The following is a 24379-nucleotide window of genomic DNA, read 5'->3' on the forward strand; positions in this document are numbered from 1 at the left end:
ATGACAGAACAAAAACAAAAAGTAAGAAAAGAACTGAAAACAGACATGCCGTCGATCTACTCGTTTGAGCTAAATGAAATCAAAGACTGGTTAAAGGAACAAGGCGAAAAGCCTTTCCGTGCAACACAAATTTTTGAGTGGCTTTATGAAAAACGCGTCACATCCTTTGATGAAATGTCTAACCTATCAAAGGAATTAAGAGAAAAATTAAAAGATCAATTCGCCATCACGACTTTAAAAACAGTGATCAAACAAACTTCTCAAGATGGAACGATTAAGTTTTTATTTGAATTACACGATGGCTATACCATTGAAACCGTACTAATGCGCCACGAATACGGCAACTCTGTCTGCGTCACAACACAGGTTGGCTGCCGGATTGGTTGTACATTCTGTGCATCTACACTTGGCGGTTTGAAACGTAACCTTGAGGCGGGAGAAATTGTGGCCCAAGTATTGAAAGTACAACAGGCGCTTGATGAAACAGATGAACGCGTCAGCTCAGTTGTCATCATGGGAATTGGCGAACCGTTTGATAACTTTGATGAAATGCTTGCATTCCTTAAAATCATTAACCATGATAACGGCTTAAATATTGGAGCACGTCATATTACCGTTTCGACGAGCGGGATCATTCCAAAGATTTATCAATTTGCTGATGAGCAAATGCAAATCAACTTTGCTGTCTCCCTGCACGCACCAAATACTGACATTCGAAGCCGCCTCATGCCGATCAATAAGGCATACAAGCTGCCAAAATTAATGGAAGCTATTGAATACTACATTCAAAAAACAGGCAGACGCGTGAGCTTTGAATACGGTCTGTTTGGCGGAGTCAATGATCAAGTCCATCATGCAGAAGAACTTGCTGATTTATTAAAAGGAATCAAATGCCATGTAAACCTCATCCCGGTGAACTATGTACCAGAAAGAGATTACGTGAGAACACCAAGAGAACAAATCTTCCTATTTGAAAAAACGCTGAAAGAACGAGGCGTAAACGTAACGATTAGACGAGAGCAAGGCCATGATATTGATGCTGCTTGCGGTCAGCTAAGAGCGAAGGAGCGTCAGGAAGAGACGAGGTGACGAATGTTGATAAGGGCAGCCTTTCAAACCGATACAGGAAAAGTCCGTCAGCATAATGAAGATGATGCAGGTATTTTTGAAGCAAAAGAAGACACACTTCTAGCTGTTGTAGCAGATGGAATGGGAGGTCATCTTGCTGGTGATGTAGCCAGCAAGATGGCAGTTTCTTCTTTAAAAGAATACTGGCAGGAAACATCTTCAATTCCAAATAAACCAGCCGATCAAGAAAATTGGTTAATCTCAAAAATTAGCGACATTAATGACCAAGTATACGAACATGCGAAAAACAATGAGGAGTGCCAAGGAATGGGGACGACCATCGTTTGTGCGCTCGTTCATTTGCAAACGGTCACAATAGCCCATATTGGTGACAGCCGCTGCTATTTGCTAAGAGAAGGCGCGCTAACCCAATTAACAGATGATCACTCACTAGTGAATGAGTTAGTGAAAACAGGAGAAATTTCAAAAGCGGATGCAGAATATCATCCAAGAAAAAATGTGCTGACCAAAGCGTTAGGAACGGATAAACACGTTCAAATTGATGCACGAACTTTTGAAGTGGATCCAGGAGATCAAATTTTGCTTTGCTCAGACGGGTTATCGAATAAAGTAGAAGAAGAGCATTTGATTCAGATTTTATCGAAAACAACCGCACCAGATGAAAAAGTAACAGAGTTAGTTCAAACAGCGAATGACAACGGCGGTGAAGATAACATTACAGCAGTACTGTTAGAAATCTCCTCCCAAACAGAGGAGGGTGACAGCAAGTGTTGATCGGAAAAAGGATCAGCGGCCGTTATCAAATTCTTCGCGCCATAGGCGGAGGCGGAATGGCCAACGTTTATTTGGCGGAGGATATGATTTTAGATCGCGAAGTGGCGATTAAAATTTTACGGTTTGACTTTGCAAGCGATGATGATTTTATTAGACGGTTCCGGAGAGAAGCGCAATCAGCAGCCAGCTTAGATCATCCGAATATTGTCAGTATCTACGATGTAGGGGAAGAAGATGACATTTATTATATTGTCATGGAATATGTCGAAGGGATGACGCTGAAGGAATACATACACGCCAATGGACCGCTTCATCCAAAAGAAGCCGTTCGCATTATGGAGCAAGTCGTTGCGGCGATGGAAGAAGCCCATGCGAAACAGCTCGTCCATCGAGACATTAAGCCTCACAATATATTAATAGACAACTTGGGGAATATCAAAGTCACTGATTTTGGCATTGCCATGGCGCTTAGCTCAGCGACCATTACCCATACGAATTCTGTTCTTGGCTCCGTGCATTATTTGTCCCCAGAGCAAGCGCGCGGCGGTCTTGCAACGAAAAAGTCAGACATTTATTCACTTGGTATTGTTCTTTATGAGCTGATTTCAGGACGCATGCCATTTGAAGGAGAATCCGCTGTCAGTGTCGCACTGAAGCATTTGCAATCAGAGCCGCCATCTGTGAGAAGGTGGAATCCTTCTGTACCACAAAGCGTGGAGAACATCATTTTAAAAGCGATGGCCAAAGATCCATTCTATCGATACGAAGATGCATCTGAAATGCAAAAAGACTTAAAAACGGCTTTTGACCCTGCAAGACTAAAAGAAAAGCGCTTTGTCATTGAAGAAGATCATGAAGCAACAAAAGCCATTCCTATTATAAAAGATCATCAAGTCGATCAAGACAATGAAAAAACAGCCGTCCACCCGGTTCAAAAACCAAAGAAAAAAGAGAAACAAAAGCCGAAGAAAAAACGGAAAAAATGGCCGTGGATTGTAGCATCGATCTTATTTGTTTTGACGGCTGCGACCATTTTAGCGATCACGGTATTCCCAGGATTACTCTTTCCAAAGGATGTAGAGGTGACCGATGTTTCTGGCATGACGGTTGAAAAAGCGGAAGACACCTTGAAGAAAGCCGGATTTACCGTCGCTTCTGACCCCATTGATATTGCCGACGAGAAGATTGAAAAAGGGCTGGTTGTCAAAACAGACCCGAAAATCGGAACTAAGGTAAAAGAAGGGACAGAAATTCAACTTTATCAAAGTACAGGTAAAGAAAAAACCGAATTACCTGATGTAACAGGTGAAAAGGTCGAGAAAGCAAAAGAACGATTAGAGAAAAAAGGGTTTAAACAGGTTGTTGTAGAGGAAGTGAATGATAATGACACAGAATCAGGCATTGTCATGGAACAGAAACCTTCCGCGAATACAGAACTTGTCGCAGCAGATGAAGAAGTCACATTGACCGTCAGTATAGGCCCTGCCGATATTACCTTACGGGATTTAACGACGTATAGTAAACAGGCCGCATCAAATTATCTAGAGGATAATGGACTAAAGCTAGATGAAAAAGAAGCATATTCTGACGATGTGCCGAAAGGTGAGGTCATGAAGCAGGAACCGGGAGCGGGGACAGCTGTTAAACCTGGTGATACGGTTAAAATTACGTTCTCTCTTGGACCAAAAGAGAAACCGGCCAAAACGGTGACTGAAAAGATTGCGATCCCGTATGAACCAGAAACAGAAGGACAAGAAATGAATGTTCAAATATCTATTGATGACGCAGAACATAGCATTTCTGATTTATATGAAACCTTTAAAATCACTGCGCCCACTGAGCGAACGATTAAATTTAAGATAGAACCTGGTCAAAAAGGATACTATCAGGTGACAGTGGATGATAAAGTAGTGAGCTCCAAAACGATTGAATACCCTGATGATGAATAAAGGAGGGACTTTATGCCTGAGGGCAAAATTATTAAAGCATTAAGCGGATTTTATTATGTGCTAGATGAGTCTCTAGAAAGTGGCAAAGTAATTCAGTGTAGAGCGAGAGGGATTTTTCGTAAAAACAAAATAACCCCTCTTGTTGGAGATTATGTCGTCTATCAAGCAGATAACGATAAGGAAGGCTATTTGCTGGAAGTAAAAGAGCGGACAAATGAGCTGATTCGGCCGCCTATTAGCAACGTTGATCAAGCGGTGCTCGTTTTCTCAGCAGCAGAGCCGACTTTTAGTACATCGCTTTTAGACAGATTCCTAGTGCTTGTTGAAGAGAGCCAGATTGAACCGATTATCTGCATCACAAAAATGGACTTGCTGAAAACAGACCAAGAGCGAGAAACGATTCAAGCCTATGCAGAAGACTATCGCCAAATTGGATACGACGTTCATTTAACATCGACGATCGAAGGGGATGGAATTGAAAAACTGACCCCGCATTTCCATCACAAAATTACTGTATTTGCAGGTCAATCAGGTGTAGGGAAGTCTTCGCTCTTAAATGCGATGAGTCCTGATTTAGCACTGAAAACAAATGATATTTCCTCCCATCTTGGCAGGGGGAAACATACAACAAGACATGTGGAACTCATTCGAACGGCTGAAGGGCTCATTGCTGATACACCAGGATTTAGCTCACTTGAATTTACAGGCATCGAAGTGGAAGATTTAGGGCTCTATTTCTTAGAAATCAGAGAGAAGAGTGCAGAATGTAAATTTAGAGGCTGTTTGCACGTAAAAGAACCTGGATGTGCGGTAAAAGAGGCAGTAGAACACGATCGCATCAGAGAGTATCGCTATCAGCATTATTTAGAGTTTTTAACTGAAATTAAAGATAGAAAGCCGAGGTACTAAATCATGGTTTATATTGCCCCATCCATTTTATCAGCCGATTTTGCCAATCTGGAGAAAGATATCCGTGATGTGGAACAAGGTGGTGCGGATTATATTCATATTGATGTGATGGACGGTCATTTTGTACCGAATATGACATTTGGACCAAATGTAGTGGAGGCGATCAGGCCGCATACAAAGCTGCCGCTCGATGTTCACTTAATGATTGAGCAGCCAGACCAGTATATCCCTGCATTTGCAAAAGCGGGCGCTGATATTATTTCTGTTCATGTCGAGGCGTGTCCACACTTACATCGCACGATTCAGCATATAAAAGAACAAGGTGTCAAAGCAGGGGTCGTTTTGAACCCGCACACACCCGTTTCTCAAATCGCGCATGTATTAGAGGATGTTGACCTAGTCTTATTCATGACGGTGAACCCTGGTTTTGGCGGACAGGCGTTTATTCCTTCTGTTCTCTCAAAGGTAAAAGAAGTAAAGACACTTAGTGAACAAAAAGGCTTAACTGATTTACTCATTGAAATAGATGGCGGTGTCAATGTAGAGACAGCAAAGAGCTGCAAAGAGGCAGGCGCTAATCTACTTGTTGCCGGCTCAGCGGTATATGGGAAAGATGACCGCGCGGCGGCCATTCAGGCCATTCGAGAAGTATAAGAAAAAGAACCAAAGTCATTGTGATCTTTGGTTCTTTTTCAATGGAGAGGAGCGTAATCATGCACATACATATCGTAGCCGGCGGTCCTTTTGCGTACATCCCGCCGCTTGATCATGAAGCATCTGAGGAGGACATTCTCTGGGTCGGCGTAGATCGGGGAACCCTTTTCTTACTAGAGCACGGCATTGTACCTGACAGAGCATTTGGTGATTTTGATAGTGTGACAGAAGAAGAGCTTCATGAACTGAAAAAGAAATTGCCTGCACTCAATTTATTTCAGGCAGAGAAAGATGAAACGGATTTAGAACTTGCGCTGAACTGGTCTTTGCGTCAGAATCCAGCACATATTCAAATTTACGGCATCACAGGCGGAAGAGCAGATCATTTTCTTGGGAATATCCATCTCCTTTACAAAGGCATTCAGCACAAACAGAGCATGACCCTTGTAGATAAACAAAATATCATTCAAATGTTTGGACCTGGTACATACGAAATCAAACAAGACTCGGATAAAAAATATGTGTCGTTTTTGCCCTTCGGTACATCGGTTGAAAAGCTGACATTAAAAGGTTTCAAATATCCTCTGAAAAATTGTCATATTGAGCCTGGTTCCACACTATGTATTAGTAACGAACTCATCCACTCAAATGGTACTTTTTCTTTTCATGAAGGCATATTAATAATGGTAAGAAGCAAAGATTGACCAACCTATCAATGTGGATGGCTGATTAAGCTCAATTGTGCTGCAAGCGGTACTTTTAGGAGGGGGACAAAATGAAATTTTATACAATCAAACTGCCTAGATTTCTTGGCGGCATTGTCCGTGCGATGCTTGGTTCATTTAAGAAAGATTAATGAGTAATCTCCTTTATTTCCACATAAAAACGCCTGCTACAGTTAAATGTAGCAGGCGTTTACTCTTGCTTATACACGCTCAACTTTACCAGATTTCAAAGCTCGAGCTGATACATATACTCTTTTAGGCTTACCGTCCACTAGAATACGAACTTTTTGAAGGTTCGCGCCCCATGTACGTTTTGTAGAGTTCATTGCGTGAGAACGGTTGTTCCCAGCTTTTGTTTTTCTGCCTGTAATAACGCATTTACGTGCCATTTGTTTCCCTCCTAACTGCGAAAACATCATCATATTCTTCATATACGTACTTAGAGATGCCTCAAGATACTTTAATAATTTACCACAGCTTCAAGGGGTTTGCAAGGATTGTTTACTCCTCTTTCAAGAAAAATACCTTGACATCTTGATAAAAAATCAAGGCTATAGTATAAGTAGGATTGGGTCGGATTGAATGATTTCTTTTAAAAAGAAGGGTCTTATAGTAAAATAGTGATAACTCAGGGCAATTTCTCAAAAAGGGGGAACCAATGTGTCCATTGAACTTAGAACGAAATACGGACAAATTGATATATCAAATGAAGTCATTGCAATGGTGGCAGGAGGCGCTGCGATCGATTGCTATGGTATTGTTGGCATGGCGTCCAAAAATCAAATAAAGGACGGCTTGACGGATATTCTCCGCAAAGAGAACTTCAGCCGGGGTGTTCTTGTGCGTCAAAAAGAAGATCGCATTCATATTGATATGTACATCATCGTCAGCTACGGTACAAAAATATCAGAAGTCGCACATAATGTTCAAACGAAAGTCAAATATACGATTCATCACACGATTGGACTTTCAGTTGACTCAGTCAACATTTATGTACAAGGAGTAAAAGTTACGAACCCGTAGTAAGGAGGAAATATATTGTCTATTAGAAATCTGGGTGGCCGCTCATTTGCAAAAATGATTCTTGCAGGTGCTCACCATCTTTCTCAAAACGCACAAATTGTTGATGCGTTAAATGTTTTTCCAGTGCCAGACGGAGACACGGGGACAAATATGAATTTGTCAATGACTTCAGGGGCAAAAGCAGTTGAAGAAACAAATACCGATCACATTGGTAAGGTCGGGGTGGCTCTGTCGAAAGGGCTGTTAATGGGGGCAAGAGGAAACTCAGGTGTGATCCTGTCTCAGCTCTTCAGAGGTTTCAGCAAAAATATAGAACAAAAAGAAACAATTGACGCAAAAGAATTTGCGCTTGCCTTGCAGGCCGGTGTTGATACAGCATATAAAGCCGTCATGAAACCGATTGAAGGAACCATCTTAACGGTTGCAAAAGACGCAGCAAAGAAAGCGGTTGCTGTTTCAGCAACAGAAGACCAAATCGATCGTGTGCTTGAATTAACGATTGAGGAAGCAAGAGCATCACTAGACCGCACACCAGATCTCCTTCCTGTTTTAAAAGAAGTCGGCGTTGTAGATAGCGGCGGTAAAGGGCTTCTTTGTGTATATGAAGGTTTTCTTGCTTCATTAAGAGGAGAAGAGCTCCCTCCTAAAACGGCCTCTTTGCCAACATTAAAAGAATTAGTGAGTGCAGAGCATCATAAAAGTGCACAAAGCCATATGAACACAGAAGATATTGAATTTGGCTATTGTACAGAATTTATGGTGAAATTCGAAGAAGACAAACAGTCCTTTGACGAAAATGCCTTCAGAGAAGAATTAAGCGAATTCGGAGATTCACTTCTTGTGGTATCTGATGATACGCTTGCAAAAGTTCATATTCATGCAGAGCAGCCAGGAGATGTCTTATCATATGCACAGCGCTACGGCAGCTTAATTAATATGAAAATTGAAAACATGAGAGAGCAGCATAGCTCGATCGTCAATGAAGAAAAAGATCACTCGCCTGCTGCACCAAAAGCAACAGCTGCTGAAAAACAGCGTTTTGGAGTAGTGAGTGTCGCAATGGGAGAAGGGATTGCTGACTTGTTTAAAAGTATCGGAGCATCCGTCGTCATTGAAGGCGGACAGACGATGAATCCGAGCACAGAAGACATTGTCAAAGCAATTGATAGCATTCATGCCGAAACCGTCTTTATCTTACCTAATAATTCTAATATTGTCATGGCAGCTAAACAGGCGGCAACTGTCTCAAGTCGTGAGGTCGTTGTTATTCCGACAAAGACCGTTCCTCAAGGAATGTCGGCACTTCTTTCTCTCAATGAAGCAGCTTCAAATGAAGACAATGAAGCAGCGATGTTAGAAGCGATTGATCATGTGAAAAGCGGCCAAATTACCTTTGCAGTGAGAGATACCCAAATTGATGGGATCGACATTGCCAAAGGCGACTATATGGGCCTATACAATGGAAAAATCACCTTAACAGCTAAAAATCAATTAGATGCAGCAAAAGAGCTTTTGACCCAAATGGTGACAGAAGATGATGAGATTGTCACAATCATCAAAGGGGAAGATGCATCATCTGATGAGATGGAAGCTTTAGAAGCATATATTGAAGACACATTTGAAGATGTAGAAGTTGAAGTCCACGATGGAAAACAGCCGCTTTATTCATATATTTTGGCTGTTGAATAAAGAAAGAAGGGCACATGAAGCCCTTCTTCTTCTTTTGCATTTTTTTACTATGTGTTCATCGGTGAAATGAGTTGCGGGAATCGAATGAATCCATTAGTCTAAAGGGAGTAACAAACCAATCTGTGATTGGTGATGAGAGGGGAAGACCTATGAAATTTAGAAGTGTGTTTGATATTATTGGACCCGTCATGATTGGTCCATCAAGTTCGCACACGGCGGGTGCGGCTCGTATTGGAAGAGTGGCTCGCAGCTTGTTCGGAAGGGAACCGAAACGAATTGTTGTGTCGTTTTATGGCTCTTTTAAAGATACGTATAAAGGACACGGGACAGATGTAGCCATTATCGGCGGTGTTCTTGACTTTGATACATTTGATGAACGAATTAAAACAGCGATCGATATTGCAAAAAGCAAAGAAATCGACATTGAGTTTAAAGAAGAAGATGCGGTACCAGCGCATCCAAATACAGCAAAAGTAGAAATTTCAGATGCGAATGGAAGCCTTGAATTAATCGGGATTTCCATTGGCGGAGGTAAAATTGAAATCACAGAATTAAATGGCTTTGAACTGAGACTCTCAGGAAATCATCCGGCCATTCTTGTGGTTCATAACGACCGCTACGGGACGATTGCAGCAGTTGCCAATGTGTTAGCGAAATTCGCCATCAACATTGGTCATATGGAAGTGGCACGTAAAGAGGTCGGGCAAGAAGCACTCATGACGATTGAAGTGGATCAGAATATTGATCCAGCGGTTTTAACAGAGCTTGAGACGCTGCCAAACATTATTCAAGTCACACAAATTGCAGAGTAACAACAAGGAGGTTATGTATGATGTTTAAAAACGTCAAAGAACTCGTGCAGCTAACAGAAGAACGGAATACCTCCATTTCAGAAATTATGATTACTCAAGAAATGGAAGTGACAGGGAAGTCACGTGAAGACATTTTCTCGCAGATGTACCGCAACCTAGAAGTGATGGAACAGGCCGTTGAAAACGGATTGAAAGGTGTGAAATCATTATCTGGTTTAACAGGCGGGGATGCTGTGAAACTTCAAGCATATATCGCATCAGGCAAAACATTGTCTGGTCATACCATTTTAGATGCTGTCAGTAAGGCAGTGGCAACAAATGAAGTGAATGCAGCAATGGGAACGATCTGTGCAACGCCTACAGCTGGCTCAGCAGGTGTTGTGCCAGGAACGCTCTTTGCGGTGAAAGAAACATTAAAGCCAACAAAGGAACAAATGGTCAGATTCCTATTTACATCTGGTGCATTTGGTTTTGTTGTCGCCAATAACGCAAGTATCTCTGGTGCAGCAGGCGGTTGTCAGGCAGAAGTAGGATCTGCATCAGGTATGGCAGCAGCAGCCATTGTAGAAATGGCAGGCGGTACGCCGCAGCAATCCGCTGAAGCCATGGCCATCACCCTAAAAAACATGCTGGGTCTTGTTTGCGATCCAGTCGCAGGACTTGTGGAAGTGCCATGTGTGAAACGAAACGCAATGGGCGCTTCTAATGCGATGATTGCAGCAGATATGGCACTTGCCGGCATTACAAGCCGCATCCCTTGTGATGAAGTCATTGATGCGATGTACAAAATTGGTCAAACGATGCCAACAGCTCTTCGTGAGACTGCACAAGGCGGACTTGCTGCAACACCGACAGCAAGGGAGCTTGAAAAGAAGATTTTCGGAGGTGTGACCTCATCTCGTGATACAGAAATTGCAAGATAAGATCTCTGCCCTCAAAGGGATTGGAGAAGAAACAGAAAAAACACTAAATGAACTTGGAATCTACACAGTAGCCGATTTACTCGGCTACTTTCCTTATCGATATGACGACTATGAGCTTCGCAACTTAGAGGAAGTCAGGCATGACGAACGTGTCACAGTTGAAGGAAAAGTGCACAGTGAGCCCGTTCTCACCTATTATGGAAAAAAACGAAGCAGGCTGACATTCAGGCTGCTTGTCGGTCGTTTTTTGATTACAGCTATATGCTTCAATCGCCCTTATTTAAAACGAAGTCTTGTTTTAGGCGATACGGTATCCGTCACAGGGAAGTGGGATAAAAACCGGCAATCCATGATGGTTCAGGAATTTAAAAAAGGAACACACGAACAAGATGGCAGTATAGAACCTGTTTATTCGGTCAAAGAAAATGTAACCGTGAAAATGATGAGGCGTTTTGTGAAACAAGCGTTGTCACTCTATGTAGATCATGCAGAAGATCCACTGCCAAAACAGCTTGTAGCTGCTTATAAACTCATGTCTTATCAAGAAGCACTAAAAACCATTCATCTCCCTGAAACGAGAGACTCGCTCAAGCAAGCAAGACGACGCTTCGTGTACGAGGAATTTCTCATCTTTCAGCTGAAGATGCAGGCGATCAGAAAAAAAGAACGAGAAAAAACATCAGGCATCCAGCATCCGTTCTCAAAAGAGGCGGTCTTTGAGTTTGTTCATAGCCTGCCGTTCCCACTGACAAAAGCACAATCAAGAGTGCTGGATGAAATTATGTCAGATATGGCATCCCCGTACCGAATGAACCGGCTTCTTCAAGGGGATGTTGGATCGGGGAAAACAGCTGTAGCGGCAATTGCCCTTTATGCCGCTCATTTATCCGGCTTTCAAGGTGCGCTGATGGTGCCAACTGAAATCTTGGCTGAACAGCATGCCGATTCACTGTATCAGCTATTTGAAAAATGGGGGCTAAATATTGCTCTTTTGACGAGTTCAGTGAAAGGAAAGCGCCGCAGAGAACTGCTTGAACGTCTGAAAGAGGGAGATATTGATATTTTAGTCGGCACGCATGCCCTTATCCAGGACGAAGTGGAATTTCAGCAGCTTGGTCTTGTTATTACAGATGAACAGCACAGGTTCGGCGTGGAACAGCGGAAAAAACTGCGAAGCAAAGGGCAGGACCCAGATGTTTTGTTTATGACCGCAACGCCGATTCCAAGAACGCTTGCCATCACAGTATTTGGAGAAATGGACGTTTCTGTCATTGATGAGCTACCAGCCGGCCGAAAGCAGATTGAAACGTATTGGGTGAAGCATGACATGCTTGAGCGGATTCTTGCTTTTGTTGATAAAGAGCTGAGAAAAGGCAGACAAGCGTATATTATTTGTCCACTTATAGAAGAATCAGACAAACTGGATGTCCAAAATGCGATTGATGTTCACAGCATGCTGACAGAGGCGTATCGCGGAAAATGGTCGATCGGCTTAATGCACGGGAAACTTGCAAGTGATGAAAAAGATCAAGTGATGAGAGATTTCACTTCCAATGAAGTGCAAATCCTTGTGTCAACGACAGTTGTTGAAGTTGGAGTCAACGTGCCAAATGCGACCATCATGGTCATTTATGATGCGGACCGTTTTGGACTGTCACAGCTTCATCAGTTAAGAGGCCGAGTCGGACGCGGAGAGCATCAATCTTTTTGTATTTTAATGGCGGACCCTAAATCAGAGACCGGTAAAGAGCGCATGCGGATCATGTCTGAAACAACGGATGGCTTTGAACTGTCTGAAAAGGACTTAGAACTAAGAGGCCCTGGCGACTTCTTTGGCAAAAAACAAAGCGGAATGCCTGAATTTAAAGTGGCAGACATGGTTCATGACTATAGAGCGCTTGAAACCGCTAGAAAAGATGCGGCAGAGCTCGTGCAGTCTGAAGCCTTTTGGACAGACCCTGAATACAAAGAACTTAGGCAAACACTCGTAGACAGCGGTGTGCTTGGCGGAGATAAATTGAGCTGATCAAGTGCTGGAGGAATTTTCTTGTCTTTTTGAAACAAGGATTGATTTATCATCTATGAGATTATATACTACTATTAGTACCTAGTCATAAATGTACGGATGGTGTCTGCATATGAAACTAAATAAAAAAGAACGACAAAGGCTTCTCCAGCAAACGATCAGCTCGACTCCGTTCATTACTGATGAAGAATTGGCAAGTAAGTTCGGTGTAAGCATTCAAACGGTTCGTCTTGACCGTTTGGAGCTATCAATCCCTGAATTACGCGAACGAATTAAGCACGTGGCCGAAAAGACATTAGAGGATGAAGTGAAGTCTCTACCGCTGGATGAAGTCATTGGAGAAATGATTGATGTAGAGCTTGATGATCAAGCGATTTCCATTTTTGAAGTAAGAAAAGAGCATGTATTCAGCCGTAACCAAATTGCCAGGGGACATCATCTTTTTGCCCAGGCAAATTCGCTGGCAGTAGCCGTCATCGACGATGAACTGGCTTTGACAGCAAAAGCAAATATTAAGTTTACAAGGCAGGTCAAACAAGGCGAAAGAGTCGTCTCAAAAGCCAAAGTTGCCTCACATGATAAAGAAAAAGGCAGAACCGTAGTTGAAGTAAACAGCTATGTAGGTGAGGAAGTTGTCTTCTCAGGCGATTTCGTCATGTATCGCTCAAAACAAAAGTAAAAGGTGGCACATAACATGAGAATTGCAGTCGATGCAATGGGGGGAGATCATGCCCCTAAAGCCATTATTGACGGTGTGCAAAAAAGCTTAGAAGCATTTTCAGATATCGAGATTACACTAGTCGGCGATGAAAGCAAGATCAAATCATACATAACAAATCATGAACGCATCACGATCTTAGATGCAAAAGAAGTCATTGAACCAACGGATGAACCAGTGCGTGCAGTGAGACGTAAAAAGGATTCTTCTATGGTGAAAATGGCGCAGGAAGTTTCAGAAGGAAGAGCAGATGCCTGTATTTCAGCTGGAAATACTGGGGCACTCATGACAGCAGGCCTGTTTATCGTAGGCAGAATTGATGGCATTGACAGACCAGCACTTGCTCCGACGTTGCCAACACTTGATGGCAGCGGGTTCTTATTATTGGATGTCGGCGCAAACGTTGATGCAAAGCCAGAGCATCTTGTGCAATATGCCATGATGGGATCTATTTATGCAGAGCATGTCTTCCCGAAGAGCAATCCACGCGTTGGACTTTTAAATGTCGGGACAGAAGATAAAAAAGGCAACGATTTAACGAAAAAAACCTTTGAATTATTAAAAGCATCAGATTTGAATTTCGTAGGAAATGTAGAATCGCGTGATTTATTAGAGGGTGTAGCTGATGTCGTTGTCACAGATGGTTTCACGGGGAATATCGCCCTTAAAACGATCGAAGGCACAGCCCTTTCTGTTTTTAAAATGCTGAAAGAAACCTTAACATCCAGTTTCACAGCTAAAATAGCAGCAGGTATGATGAAGCCAAAATTAATGCAGATGAAATCTAAAATGGATTACTCCGAATATGGTGGTGCCGCATTATTTGGTTTAAAAGCACCGGTTATTAAAGCGCATGGTTCCTCTGATGAAAATGCGATTTTTCATGCTATTCGTCAGGCGCGCGACATCGTTAAAAAAGACGTTTCAGCTATCATTCATCAAGAAGTTCAAAAAGAAGACACGAATGAGTCGTAATGGAGGTAGAGCAGCATGAGTAAAATTGCTTTTTTATTCCCAGGCCAAGGCTCTCAAAAAATTGGCATGGGAAAAGATTTATTTGACCAAGAAGCAGCATCCAAAGCTGTGTTTGAAGAAGCAGATCAGACCCTTGGTTTTGATTTATCTTCAATGATTTTTGAAGGAGATGCAGAAGAACTGACGCTGACATATAATGCACAGCCAGCTCTTTTAACGACAAGCATCGCGATCTTAAAGAAGTTTGAAGAGAGCGGAGTCAAAGCAGATTATGCAGCAGGGCACAGCCTGGGTGAATATACAGCCCTTGTTGCAGCGGGAGCTCTTTCGTTTAAAGATGCCGTTTTCGCAGTGAGAAAGCGCGGCGAATTAATGAATGAAGCCGTTCCAGCAGGAGAAGGCGCAATGGCGGCGATTCTTGGCTTAGACCAAGCAGCGCTTGTAGAAGTGACAAAAGAAGTGACAGAAAGCGGTCATCTTGTAGAACTTGCGAACTTAAACTGTCCGGGCCAAATCGTCATCTCTGGTACAGCAAAAGGTGTGGAACTTGCATCAGAGAAAGCGAAAGAAAAGGGCGCAAAACGTGCAATTCCACTTGAAGTGAGTGGACCTTTCCATTCTGCATTAATGAAACCAGCAGCTGAAAAATTCACAGATGTATTATCTAAATTAGACATTTCTGATGCCGCGACGCCAGTGATTTCAAACGTAACAGCAGACATCGTGACATCACGTAATGAAATTGAAACGAAGCTGATTGAACAATTGTATTCTCCTGTTCGATTTGAAGAAAGTGTAGAACGCCTAATTGACTTAGGTGTGACAACATTTATTGAAATTGGTCCTGGTAAAGTGCTCTCAGGTCTTGTGAAAAAAGTCAATCGCCGCCTGACGACCATTTCCGTATCAGATCAAGAAACAATTGAAGCAGCCATTCAAACACTCAAGGGGGATTCTTGATGCTTACAAATAAAACAGCCGTTGTCACAGGTGCATCTCGCGGTATTGGTCGTTCGATTGCGATCGATTTGGCGAAAAAAGGTGCCAATGTTGTGGTGAACTATTCAGGCAACGAAGCAAAAGCAAATGAAGTCGTAGATGAGATCAAAGCACTTGGCCAGCAGGCTTTTGCTGTCAAAGCGGATGTGTCAAATGCAGAAGAAGTACAGGCATTAATGAAACAAGCCGTTGATACATTTGGTTCAATCGACATTCTTGTGAATAATGCTGGAATTACAAAGGACAACCTGCTCATGAGAATGAAAGAAAATGAATGGGATGATGTCATTAACATAAACTTAAAAGGTGTCTTCAACTGTACAAAAGCTGTGACACGTCAAATGATGAAACAGCGCAGCGGAAGAATCATCAATGTAGCATCTGTTGTCGGCGTTTGCGGAAACCCTGGACAAGCAAACTACGTTGCAGCAAAAGCTGGTGTGATCGGTTTAACGAAAACAACAGCGAAAGAGCTGGCAAGCCGTCATATTACAGTCAATGCCGTAGCACCAGGCTTTATTTCTACTGATATGACTGACAAGCTTGATGAGAATGTTCAAACAGAAATGCTAAAGCAAATCCCGCTCGCACGCTTTGGTGCGCCTGAAGATATAAGCAACGTTGTTGTCTTTTTAGCTTCAGAAGGAGCAGGTTATATTACAGGCCAAACCATCCAAGTAGATGGCGGAATGGTTATGTCCTAAGAAATATCAAAATTTCGTTACGTTTTCTCTAGTTTTTTAAAAACGAATCAACTATAATACTTTGAGGGGAGGTGAAAGGCAATGGCAGACGTATTAGAGCGTGTATCAAAAATTATTGTAGACCGCCTTGGCGTTGATGAGGCTGACGTGAAAATGGAAGCTTCATTTAAAGAAGATTTAGGCGCTGATTCCCTTGATGTAGTTGAGCTAGTTATGGAACTTGAAGATGAGTTCGATATGGAAATTTCTGACGAAGATGCTGAAAAAATTGCAACAGTCGGTGACGCTGTGAACTACATAAATAGCCAGCAATAAGCGTAACAAAGTCCCGTCTATTTTCATGGCGGGACTTTGAAAATTTATGTTAGTTTCAACATATTCAGCTGATCAATTGTCAGCCTTTTTCAGATGCTAAGGAGCACGGTTTCCTTGCATGTAGAAAGAGAGACTCCATATAATCAGTATCCTTAAAGGCGATGACGCCTACCTGGAGGTTGCTATGCCAAAACACTATAAAGACAAACAGAAACAGAGCAAAAAACTAGAGCAATTCAGAGAATTTCAGCAGCGCATTTCTGTACACTTTAAAAATGAAAAACTACTCTATCAAGCCTTTACACATTCCTCTTATGTGAATGAGCATCGGAAAAAACCTTATGAGGATAATGAAAGACTTGAATTTTTAGGGGACGCTGTTTTAGAATTGACGATCTCACAGTTCTTATTTGCAAAGTATCCAGCCATGAGCGAGGGAGATTTAACAAAACTGAGAGCGGCGATCGTATGTGAGCCATCACTTGTGTCATTAGCACATGAGCTGTCCTTCGGAGACCTTGTTCTTTTAGGAAAAGGGGAAGAAATGACAGGCGGCAGAAAGCGTCCGGCACTCTTAGCAGATGTATTTGAGGCGTTTATCGGAGCGCTTTATTTAGATCAAGGACTTGAGCCTGTTGAAAGATTCCTAGAAGCCTATGTGTACCCGAAAATTAATGACGGGGCATTCTCACATGTCATGGACTTTAAAAGCCAGCTTCAAGAATTTGTTCAGCGAGATGGAAAAGGTGTACTTGAATACCGAATCCTGCATGAAAAAGGCCCAGCACATAACCGGGAATTTGAAGCCAATGTATCCCTTAGAGGAGAAGTGCTAGGAATTGGAAATGGTCGTTCAAAAAAAGAAGCGGAACAGCATGCTGCACAGGAAGCACTTGCTAAATTACAGAAACATCATATGAACCAATAAAATCCCCCTCGTGATTCAGGGGGATTTCACTCTGTTTTCCATCATCTTTTTTCAGTTCATATGGTAAGATAATAGTACTTTAAATACATAAGGAGGATCACTCTCATGTTCCTCAAACGTTTAGACGTGATAGGATTCAAATCTTTCGCACAGCGGGTGACTGTAGACTTTGTCAAAGGGGTTACAGCTGTTGTTGGACCAAACGGAAGCGGCAAAAGTAATATTACTGATGCGATCCGCTGGGTACTTGGAGAGCAATCAGCAAAAAGCCTCCGCGGAGGAAAAATGGAAGACATCATTTTTGCAGGAAGTGACTCAAGAAAACGAGTCAACTTAGCAGAAGTGACATTAACGCTCGATAACGAAGATCACTTTTTGCCAATCGATTTTCACGAAGTCAGTGTGACAAGAAGAGTCTATCGTTCTGGAGAAAGTGAATTTCTCATTAACAATCAATCTGTCCGCTTAAAGGATATTATTGATCTTTTCATGGATTCAGGTCTTGGAAAAGAAGCTTTTTCGATCATCAGCCAAGGTAAGGTAGAAGAGATTCTATCGAGTAAAGCTGAAGAAAGACGAAGCATCTTTGAAGAAGCAGCTGGTGTCCTGAAATATAAAACAAGAAAGAAAAAAGCCGAGAATAAACTGTTTGAAACGCAGGACAACTTAAACCGGGTAGAAGATATTCTGCATGAACTAGAAGATCAAGTAGAACCACTAAGAATGCAGGCATCTATTGCAAAAGACTATCTGCAAAAGAAAGAAGAACTTGAAAATGTAGAAATTGCTCTCACCGTCCATGATATTGAAGCACTGCACAAAAAATGGACAACACTTGGTGAAGCTGTCGAGCGGTTCAAACAAGATGAAATGAAGCAGTCCACAGACATTCAAGCGAAGGAAGCCAAAATCGAAGAATCGAGAGACCGTATTCAGGCACTTGACGATTCGATTCATGACCTTCAAGAAGTCCTCCTTTTCACAAGTGAAGAACTAGAAAAGCTTGAAGGGAAAAAAGAAGTTCTAAAAGAACGGAAAAAAAATGCGGCCGCTAACCAAGGTCAGCTAGAAGATACGCTCGTGCGTTTAACCGAAAAACAGTCGTTGTTAACGGAAAAGATTGAACAGCAGAAAGTCACACGTGACAGCCTGCAAACAGAAGTGCAGCAGCTAAAAGATGAAGTGAAAACAAAACAGCATCAGCTGTCTCTTCATAGTGAAGATGTGGAAGGGCAAATTGAACAGCTAAAAAGCGATTATTTTGACCTGTTAAACGAGCAAGCTACTATCCGAAACGAACGTACATTACTAGAAGAACAGCAGCGCCAAGCTGCCTTGCAGCTAGAGCGGTTAACGCAAAATAATCAGAAACATATCGAAGAACGGGTATCTGTGAAGGAAAAGAAAACAGAAGCCGAGAAGCAACTTTCAGAACGAGAAGAAGACATTTTGGCTCAGGTGAAACGCTTTAGAGAAGCGGAACAAAAGCTAGAGCAGATGAAACGTCAATACGAGAAAAAAGAAACGGCACTTTACCAAGCCTATCAATATGTACAGCAGGCAAAATCTAAAAAAGAAATGCTTGAATCCATGCAGGAAGACTTCTCAGGATTTTTCCAAGGAGTGAAAGAGGTTTTAAAGGCAAAGGACCGGTTAGGCGGTATTCACGGGGCGATTGCAGAGCTGATTCAAACAGAGCAGCAACATGAAACAGCGATTGAAATTGCACTTGGCGCAGCCACGCAGCATGTCGTTACTGAAAATGAAGCGGCTGCCAGACAGGCCATTGGATACTTAAAGCAGCATTCCTTTGGGCGTGCGACCTTCCTGCCAATGAACGTCATCAAAGAACGAACCATTCAGTTCAGAGATATTCAAACAGCTGAGCAGCATGACGCATTTATCGGCGTAGCGAGTCAGCTCGTTTCCTTTGATGAAAAGTATGAAAAAGTCATTCGGAATTTGCTTGGAACGGTCCTAATCGTGAAAGACTTAAAAGGTGCCAACGAGCTAGCGAAAATGCTTGGACATCGTTATCGTATCGTGACCCTTGATGGGGACGTGGTGAACCCAGGTGGTTCAATGACTGGAGGAGGCGTAAAGAAAAAGAACAATTCCCTCCTGTCCAGAAACCGAGAGATTGAAACATTAACAAAGCAGCTCGTTGAAATGGAAGAAAAAACAACGATCCTTGAAAAAGAAACAAAAGAAACGAAGCAATCGATTGCGGAAAGCGAAGTCCAATTAAATGAATTGCGTCAGCGCGGCGAAATGCTTCGAGAAAAGCAGCAAGAGTTAAAAGGGACATTATATGAACTGCAAGTAGCTGAAAAAAATATTAACGCTCATCTAGAGCTCTATGATCAAGAAAAAGCAGAGTTGCAGCAGCGCTCTAGCGAACTTGCGAGCAAGGATAAAGAGCAGGCAGCCCTTGAAACATCTATAGGTGAGAAACTGACCTCTCTTGACGAAGAGATCAACACGTTAACAAAACGGAAGCAGACCCAAAGCTCAACGAAAGAAACCATTTCTTCCGAATTAACAGAGCTGAAAATCTCGCTTGCCAAAAAAGAGCAGTCTTTAGCAAATGAACAAGAAAAACTGTCGAGCTTAACGGCTGAATTAGAAGAGGCTGAAAAGACGCTGACGGAAACAAAAGAAGATTTGTCCCTCTTAACAAGTGAAATGTCATCCAGCTCAAGCGGCGCCGAACAACTGGAAGAAGCGGCAAAAGAGAAACTGGAACATAAAAACAAAACGACAGCGCTTATCTCAGAGCGACGCAAACAGCGCCTGGCTCTTTCTGAAACATTAGAATTCGCTGAACGAGAACTGAAAGAGCAAAAACGCCTGTATAAACAGCTCACGACAAGCTTAAAAGATGAAGAAATCAAGCTTGGCCGCATGGAAGTTGAACTTGATAACCTCATCGCCTATTTAAACGAAGAGTATGCCCTTTCGTTTGAAGGAGCAAAAGAAATGTATCATCTGACGCTATCGCCAGATGAAGCAAGAAAACGCGTGAAATTGATCAAACTAGCCATTGAAGAGCTTGGAACAGTGAACTTAGGCAGCATTGACGAGTATGAACGTGTGAATGAACGTTTTCTCTTCTTAACTGAACAGCGCAATGATCTGACAGAAGCGAAAAATACGTTATTCCAAGTCATTGAAGAAATGGATCAGGAGATGACGAAACGTTTCTCTGAGACATTCTCTCAAATCCGCGGGCATTTTGAATCTGTTTTCCAAGCATTATTTGGCGGAGGAAGAGCAGACCTTAAGCTCACAGATCCAAACGATTTACTAAACTCAGGTGTCGATATTGTGGCGCAGCCGCCGGGGAAAAAGCTGCAAAATCTAAGTCTGCTTTCAGGCGGAGAAAGAGCATTAACAGCCATCGCTTTATTATTCTCGATCTTAAAAGTGAGACCAGTTCCATTCTGTGTGCTAGATGAGGTAGAAGCGGCACTTGATGAAGCGAATGTGTTCCGCTTTGCCCAGTATTTAAAGAAATACAGCCAAGAAACACAGTTCATTGTGATTACACACCGAAAAGGAACCATGGAAGAAGCAGATGTTCTGTACGGTGTCACGATGCAGGAGTCAGGTGTCTCAAAACTGGTATCTGTCAAACTAGAGGAAACGAAAGAGCTTGTCCAGTAATTAAAGGAGGTTTTTGAACCCATGAGCTTTTTTAAGAAATTAAAAGAAAAATTTACGCAGCAAACCGATTCAGTATCAGAAAAGTTTAAAGATGGACTTGAAAAAACGAGAAATTCATTTCAGGGAAAAGTAAATGAACTCATTTCTCGCTATCGTAAAGTGGATGAAGACTTTTTTGAAGAACTAGAAGAAGTGTTAATCGGTGCTGATGTTGGTTTCACGACTGTGATGGAACTGATTGATGAGCTGAAAAAAGAAGTGAAATTAAGAAACATTCAAGACCCAAGTGAAGTACAAGCAGTCATCTCTGAAAAACTTGTGGAGATTTACAATAGCGGTGAGGAACAAATCTCTGAACTGAACATTGAAGACGGCCGTTTAAATATTATTTTATTCGTAGGCGTGAACGGTGTCGGTAAAACCACAACCATTGGTAAGCTGGCAAACAAGCTGAAAAATGAAGGGAAATCCGTCATTTTAGCAGCAGGTGATACGTTCCGTGCGGGGGCGATTGAGCAGCTTGAAGTATGGGGCGAGCGCTCTGGTGTTCCTGTCGTTAAACAAACAGCAGGCTCTGACCCGGCAGCGGTCATCTATGATGCCGTTCAATCAGCTAAAGCCAAAAAAGCAGATGTCTTGATCTGTGATACAGCAGGCAGACTGCAAAACAAAGTCAACTTGATGAAAGAGCTAGAGAAGGTCAAGAGAGTCATTGAACGCGAAGTGCCCGATGCACCGCACGAAGTACTGCTTGCCCTTGATGCGACAACGGGTCAAAATGCGATGGCGCAAGCGAAGGAATTTTCTAAAGCAACAAACGTGACAGGTATCGCTTTAACAAAGCTTGACGGTACTGCAAAAGGCGGGATTGTTCTTGCCATTCGCAATGAGCTCAACATCCCTGTAAAACTTGTCGGATTAGGTGAAAAAGTAGACGATCTGCAAGAGTTCGATGCTGAATCGTATGTGTACGGATTATTCTCAGACATGATTGATCAAGAAGACTAATCAAAATGCCGGCAAACTGCCGGCTTTTTTATTTAAATATCGCCGCAGGAAGTGACAAGATAAAAACTTGACACATAGATCAGAACCGTGTAAACTTAGTTGTTGTAAAGGGAATGAACTTAACAAAGGGGAGAGAGCCCATGACGCTTGAAAAAACAACGAGAATGAACTACTTGTTTGATTTCTATCAATCGTTGTTGACCGCAAAACAAAAGAGCTACATGTCGCTTTACTACCTAGACGATTTTTCCCTCGGTGAAATTGCGGATGAATATGAAGTATCAAGACAGGCTGTTTATGATAATATTAAACGGACTGAAGCGATGCTTGAACAATATGAAGAAAAGCTGCTCTTGTTTAAGAAATTTAAAGAGCGTAAAGAACTTCTCACAAAAATGAGAGAGCTTGTAGCAGATTCCGCGCAAAAGGAAGAAGCAGAAGCTTTAATTGAATCGCTTGAGAAATTAGATTAGGAGGCGGCACAGTATGGCATTTGAAGGATTAGCCGACCGACTGCAGCAGACGATTTCAAAAATCCGCGGCAAAGGAAAAGTGTCAGAGCAAGATGTAAAAGAAATGATGCGCGAGGTACGCCTTGCCCTTCTTGAAGCTGACGTCAATTTTAAAGTAGTCAAAGACTTTGTGAAAAAAGTAAGCGAGCGGGCAGTTGGACAAGAGGTCATGCAAAGTCTTACCCCAGGACAACAGGTCATTAAAGTTGTAAAAGAAGAACTCACTGAATTAATGGGCGGGGAAGAGAGTAAAATCGCTGTAGCGAAAAAATCTCCGACTGTCATTATGATGGTTGGTCTTCAAGGGGCAGGTAAAACGACCACAACTGGAAAGCTTGCCAACTTACTTCGCAAAAAACATAATCGCAAGCCGATGATGGTGGCCGCTGATATTTACAGACCAGCAGCGATCCAGCAGCTTCAAACGCTTGGGAAACAGCTTGATATGCCCGTATTCTCATTAGGTGATCAAGTTAGTCCTGTCGAAATTGCCAAACAGGCAATTGAAAAAGCGAAAGAAGAACATCATGATTATGTCATTTTAGATACAGCAGGACGTCTTCATATTGATGAAGACTTAATGGATGAACTTCAGAAAGTAAAAGAAGTCGCAAATCCAGAAGAGATTTTCCTCGTTGTTGACTCGATGACTGGTCAAGATGCTGTCAATGTCGCAAAAAGCTTTAATGAACAGCTTGGTTTAACAGGTGTCGTTCTGACAAAACTAGACGGTGATACGCGAGGCGGGGCAGCATTGTCAATTCGTGCAGTCACAAATACGCCGATTAAATTCGCCGCACTAGGTGAAAAGCTTGATGCAATTGAACCATTCCATCCAGAGCGGATGGCATCGAGAATTCTTGGCATGGGAGATGTGCTCACGCTTATTGAAAAAGCACAAGCAAACGTTGACCAAGATAAAGCGAAAGAGCTTGAACAAAAAATGCGGACAATGAGCTTCACGCTCGATGATTTCCTCGAGCAGCTTGGGCAGGTTCGCAACATGGGTCCACTTGATGAACTGATCCAAATGATGCCGGGAGCCGGTAAAATGAAAGGGCTCAAAAACGTCCAAGTAGACGAAAAGCAGCTCAATCACATCGAAGCGATCATTAAATCAATGACGACTGAAGAAAAAGAACAGCCAGAGGTCATCAATGCAAGCCGAAGAAAACGGATTGCAAAAGGAAGCGGAACATCTGTACAGGAAGTCAATCGCCTTTTAAAACAATTTGACGAAATGAAAAAGATGATGAAGCAAATGACCAATATGTCCAAAGGAAAGAAAAAAGGCGGCTTTAAATTACCATTTATGTAATTGGTTATACATGATAAAACCGTTGTTAAGAAAAAACACTTTACAAACCCTTTTATCATTGTTAATATACTATCTTGTTGAAATATTTTCGGAGGTGCTAGTAAAATGGCAGTAAAAATTCGTTTAAAACGTATGGGAGCAAAAAAATCTCCTTTCTATCGTATTGTTGTAGCAGATTCTCGTTCACCACGTGACGGTCGTTTCATCGAAACAGTTGGAACTTACAACCCAGTGGTATCACCAGCTGAGGTGAAAATCAACGAAGAATTAGCGCTTAAATGGCTTCAAAATGGTGCGAAACCATCTGATACAGTTCGTAACCTTTTCTCAAGCCAAGGAATTCTTGAAAAATTTCATAATGCGAAAAACAGCAAATAATGAATGAGCTGTCCTTGGAAGAATTGATTGTGTCCATCGTCGAGCCACTTGTTGATTTCCCTGAAGATATTCACGTATCTTCATTAGAAAAAGATGAGCAGGTCATTTACACACTGTCTGTCAATGCTGAAGATACCGGAAAAGTGATCGGAAAGCAGGGACGTACAGCTAAAGCGATACGAACAGTCATGTTTGCAGCAAGTGCAGAGTCTTCTAAGAAAGTTCAACTTGAGATTGCTGACTAAAAAGGGAGAGGGCTTAGGACCTCCCCTTTTTTACACGTTT

The 24379-nt window shown here is 42.3% G+C and carries 25 protein-coding genes; 24 read left to right on the top strand and 1 reads right to left on the bottom strand.

The features are described from left to right. From rlmN to spoVM, 7 genes are all read left to right on the top strand, one after another. Nucleotides 1-1089 (top strand): 23S rRNA (adenine(2503)-C(2))-methyltransferase RlmN, encoded by a 1089-nt coding sequence (gene rlmN, locus ACTJJD_RS05605; RefSeq protein WP_007499669.1) that lies wholly within the window; start codon nucleotides 1-3, stop codon nucleotides 1087-1089. Between the two features lie 3 nt (nucleotides 1090-1092). Further along, nucleotides 1093-1863 carry a Stp1/IreP family PP2C-type Ser/Thr phosphatase gene (locus tag ACTJJD_RS05610; protein ID WP_017359109.1) on the top strand — a complete coding sequence of 257 codons (771 nt, stop codon included), beginning with the start codon at nucleotides 1093-1095 and terminating at the stop codon, nucleotides 1861-1863. Further along, entirely contained in the window at nucleotides 1857-3812 is a 1956-nt protein-coding gene (gene pknB, locus ACTJJD_RS05615; RefSeq protein ID WP_076821729.1) for a Stk1 family PASTA domain-containing Ser/Thr kinase, read from the top strand. Before ACTJJD_RS05610 ends, pknB begins: the two co-directional genes overlap by 7 nt. Nucleotides 3813-3824: 12 nt before the next feature. After that, the gene (gene rsgA / locus ACTJJD_RS05620) at nucleotides 3825-4721 is read left to right on the top strand and encodes a ribosome small subunit-dependent GTPase A (protein ID WP_440599965.1); all 897 of its coding nucleotides are present in this window, start codon (nucleotides 3825-3827) and stop codon (nucleotides 4719-4721) included. 3 nt (nucleotides 4722-4724) lie between these two features. Next, nucleotides 4725-5375 (top strand): ribulose-phosphate 3-epimerase, encoded by a 651-nt coding sequence (gene rpe, locus ACTJJD_RS05625; protein ID WP_440608170.1) that lies wholly within the window; start codon nucleotides 4725-4727, stop codon nucleotides 5373-5375. A 59-nt stretch (nucleotides 5376-5434) separates the two neighbouring features. After that, complete coding sequence (locus ACTJJD_RS05630; protein WP_047947055.1) at nucleotides 5435-6079, top strand: thiamine diphosphokinase; 645 nt, start codon at nucleotides 5435-5437, stop codon at nucleotides 6077-6079. Nucleotides 6080-6150: 71 nt separating this feature from the next. Then, nucleotides 6151-6231, top strand: coding sequence for a stage V sporulation protein SpoVM (spoVM, locus tag ACTJJD_RS05635; protein ID WP_008354550.1), 81 nt, complete (start codon nucleotides 6151-6153; stop codon nucleotides 6229-6231). 69 nt (nucleotides 6232-6300) lie between these two features. Here the strand turns inward: spoVM and rpmB are convergent, their stop codons facing one another. Then, nucleotides 6301-6489 (bottom strand): 50S ribosomal protein L28, encoded by a 189-nt coding sequence (gene rpmB / locus ACTJJD_RS05640; RefSeq protein WP_003212514.1) that lies wholly within the window; start codon nucleotides 6487-6489, stop codon nucleotides 6301-6303. 271 nt (nucleotides 6490-6760) lie between these two features. Here rpmB and ACTJJD_RS05645 point away from each other — a divergent pair, with 271 nt between their 5' ends. From ACTJJD_RS05645 to ACTJJD_RS05725, 17 genes are all read left to right on the top strand, one after another. Further along, entirely contained in the window at nucleotides 6761-7123 is a 363-nt protein-coding gene (locus ACTJJD_RS05645; RefSeq protein ID WP_008344871.1) for an Asp23/Gls24 family envelope stress response protein, read from the top strand. Nucleotides 7124-7138: 15 nt separating this feature from the next. Then, nucleotides 7139-8812 (top strand): DAK2 domain-containing protein, encoded by a 1674-nt coding sequence (locus ACTJJD_RS05650; protein ID WP_025207321.1) that lies wholly within the window; start codon nucleotides 7139-7141, stop codon nucleotides 8810-8812. 149 nt (nucleotides 8813-8961) lie between these two features. Continuing rightward, nucleotides 8962-9624 carry an L-serine ammonia-lyase, iron-sulfur-dependent subunit beta gene (sdaAB, locus tag ACTJJD_RS05655; RefSeq protein WP_008344864.1) on the top strand — a complete coding sequence of 221 codons (663 nt, stop codon included), beginning with the start codon at nucleotides 8962-8964 and terminating at the stop codon, nucleotides 9622-9624. A gap of 20 nt (nucleotides 9625-9644) precedes the next feature. Continuing rightward, nucleotides 9645-10547: an L-serine ammonia-lyase, iron-sulfur-dependent, subunit alpha gene (gene sdaAA / locus ACTJJD_RS05660; RefSeq protein WP_024720342.1), complete on the top strand. Its 903-nt coding sequence runs from the start codon at nucleotides 9645-9647 to the stop codon at nucleotides 10545-10547. Then, nucleotides 10525-12573 carry an ATP-dependent DNA helicase RecG gene (gene recG, locus ACTJJD_RS05665; RefSeq protein WP_024720343.1) on the top strand — a complete coding sequence of 683 codons (2049 nt, stop codon included), beginning with the start codon at nucleotides 10525-10527 and terminating at the stop codon, nucleotides 12571-12573. Before sdaAA ends, recG begins: the two co-directional genes overlap by 23 nt. Before the next feature lie 112 nt (nucleotides 12574-12685). After that, nucleotides 12686-13252, top strand: coding sequence for a transcription factor FapR (fapR, locus tag ACTJJD_RS05670; RefSeq protein ID WP_008344859.1), 567 nt, complete (start codon nucleotides 12686-12688; stop codon nucleotides 13250-13252). Nucleotides 13253-13267: 15 nt separating this feature from the next. Then, nucleotides 13268-14266 (top strand): phosphate acyltransferase PlsX, encoded by a 999-nt coding sequence (gene plsX, locus ACTJJD_RS05675; RefSeq protein ID WP_017359101.1) that lies wholly within the window; start codon nucleotides 13268-13270, stop codon nucleotides 14264-14266. 15 nt (nucleotides 14267-14281) lie between these two features. Then, entirely contained in the window at nucleotides 14282-15226 is a 945-nt protein-coding gene (gene fabD / locus ACTJJD_RS05680) for an ACP S-malonyltransferase (protein WP_440608171.1), read from the top strand. Continuing rightward, nucleotides 15226-15969 carry a 3-oxoacyl-[acyl-carrier-protein] reductase gene (fabG, locus tag ACTJJD_RS05685; protein ID WP_008344855.1) on the top strand — a complete coding sequence of 248 codons (744 nt, stop codon included), beginning with the start codon at nucleotides 15226-15228 and terminating at the stop codon, nucleotides 15967-15969. The genes fabD and fabG overlap by 1 nt, the downstream gene beginning before the upstream one ends. Before the next feature lie 81 nt (nucleotides 15970-16050). Continuing rightward, a complete protein-coding gene (gene acpP / locus ACTJJD_RS05690) occupies nucleotides 16051-16284 on the top strand; it encodes an acyl carrier protein (RefSeq protein WP_003212028.1) in 234 nt (77 codons plus the stop codon). A 184-nt stretch (nucleotides 16285-16468) separates the two neighbouring features. Continuing rightward, nucleotides 16469-17212: a ribonuclease III gene (rnc, locus tag ACTJJD_RS05695; RefSeq protein ID WP_017367233.1), complete on the top strand. Its 744-nt coding sequence runs from the start codon at nucleotides 16469-16471 to the stop codon at nucleotides 17210-17212. Between the two features lie 105 nt (nucleotides 17213-17317). Next, entirely contained in the window at nucleotides 17318-20878 is a 3561-nt protein-coding gene (gene smc, locus ACTJJD_RS05700; protein WP_440608172.1) for a chromosome segregation protein SMC, read from the top strand. Between the two features lie 21 nt (nucleotides 20879-20899). Beyond that, on the top strand, nucleotides 20900-21886 hold the full coding sequence (ftsY, locus tag ACTJJD_RS05705) for a signal recognition particle-docking protein FtsY (protein WP_017359097.1): 987 nt from the start codon (nucleotides 20900-20902) through the stop codon (nucleotides 21884-21886). A gap of 140 nt (nucleotides 21887-22026) precedes the next feature. Further along, a complete protein-coding gene (locus ACTJJD_RS05710) occupies nucleotides 22027-22359 on the top strand; it encodes a putative DNA-binding protein (protein WP_008344844.1) in 333 nt (110 codons plus the stop codon). Nucleotides 22360-22372: 13 nt separating this feature from the next. After that, nucleotides 22373-23716: a signal recognition particle protein gene (gene ffh / locus ACTJJD_RS05715; protein ID WP_008344842.1), complete on the top strand. Its 1344-nt coding sequence runs from the start codon at nucleotides 22373-22375 to the stop codon at nucleotides 23714-23716. A gap of 105 nt (nucleotides 23717-23821) precedes the next feature. Beyond that, entirely contained in the window at nucleotides 23822-24094 is a 273-nt protein-coding gene (rpsP, locus tag ACTJJD_RS05720) for a 30S ribosomal protein S16 (RefSeq protein ID WP_008344841.1), read from the top strand. Further along, nucleotides 24094-24339: a KH domain-containing protein gene (locus ACTJJD_RS05725; protein WP_012009937.1), complete on the top strand. Its 246-nt coding sequence runs from the start codon at nucleotides 24094-24096 to the stop codon at nucleotides 24337-24339. The genes rpsP and ACTJJD_RS05725 overlap by 1 nt, the downstream gene beginning before the upstream one ends. Nucleotides 24340-24379: the final 40 nt, after the last annotated feature.

The organism is Bacillus sp. 22446 (assembly GCF_052044955.1).
Classification (GTDB): Bacteria; Bacillota; Bacilli; order Bacillales; family Bacillaceae; genus Bacillus; species Bacillus altitudinis.

Coding starts and splice junctions, on each gene's coding strand:
- rpmB (WP_003212514.1), bottom strand. CDS start 6,489: ATGGCACGTAAATGCGTTATTACAGGCAGAAAAACAAAAGCTGGGAAC.
- fabG (WP_008344855.1), top strand. CDS start 15,226: ATGCTTACAAATAAAACAGCCGTTGTCACAGGTGCATCTCGCGGTATT.
- ACTJJD_RS05610 (WP_017359109.1), top strand. CDS start 1,093: ATGTTGATAAGGGCAGCCTTTCAAACCGATACAGGAAAAGTCCGTCAG.
- sdaAA (WP_024720342.1), top strand. CDS start 9,645: ATGTTTAAAAACGTCAAAGAACTCGTGCAGCTAACAGAAGAACGGAAT.
- fapR (WP_008344859.1), top strand. CDS start 12,686: ATGAAACTAAATAAAAAAGAACGACAAAGGCTTCTCCAGCAAACGATC.
- plsX (WP_017359101.1), top strand. CDS start 13,268: ATGAGAATTGCAGTCGATGCAATGGGGGGAGATCATGCCCCTAAAGCC.
- acpP (WP_003212028.1), top strand. CDS start 16,051: ATGGCAGACGTATTAGAGCGTGTATCAAAAATTATTGTAGACCGCCTT.
- rpe (WP_440608170.1), top strand. CDS start 4,725: ATGGTTTATATTGCCCCATCCATTTTATCAGCCGATTTTGCCAATCTG.
- fabD (WP_440608171.1), top strand. CDS start 14,282: ATGAGTAAAATTGCTTTTTTATTCCCAGGCCAAGGCTCTCAAAAAATT.
- ACTJJD_RS05630 (WP_047947055.1), top strand. CDS start 5,435: ATGCACATACATATCGTAGCCGGCGGTCCTTTTGCGTACATCCCGCCG.
- smc (WP_440608172.1), top strand. CDS start 17,318: ATGTTCCTCAAACGTTTAGACGTGATAGGATTCAAATCTTTCGCACAG.
- spoVM (WP_008354550.1), top strand. CDS start 6,151: ATGAAATTTTATACAATCAAACTGCCTAGATTTCTTGGCGGCATTGTC.
- ffh (WP_008344842.1), top strand. CDS start 22,373: ATGGCATTTGAAGGATTAGCCGACCGACTGCAGCAGACGATTTCAAAA.
- sdaAB (WP_008344864.1), top strand. CDS start 8,962: ATGAAATTTAGAAGTGTGTTTGATATTATTGGACCCGTCATGATTGGT.
- rpsP (WP_008344841.1), top strand. CDS start 23,822: ATGGCAGTAAAAATTCGTTTAAAACGTATGGGAGCAAAAAAATCTCCT.
- ACTJJD_RS05725 (WP_012009937.1), top strand. CDS start 24,094: ATGAATGAGCTGTCCTTGGAAGAATTGATTGTGTCCATCGTCGAGCCA.
- ftsY (WP_017359097.1), top strand. CDS start 20,900: ATGAGCTTTTTTAAGAAATTAAAAGAAAAATTTACGCAGCAAACCGAT.
- ACTJJD_RS05710 (WP_008344844.1), top strand. CDS start 22,027: ATGACGCTTGAAAAAACAACGAGAATGAACTACTTGTTTGATTTCTAT.
- rnc (WP_017367233.1), top strand. CDS start 16,469: ATGCCAAAACACTATAAAGACAAACAGAAACAGAGCAAAAAACTAGAG.
- rsgA (WP_440599965.1), top strand. CDS start 3,825: ATGCCTGAGGGCAAAATTATTAAAGCATTAAGCGGATTTTATTATGTG.
- rlmN (WP_007499669.1), top strand. CDS start 1: ATGACAGAACAAAAACAAAAAGTAAGAAAAGAACTGAAAACAGACATG.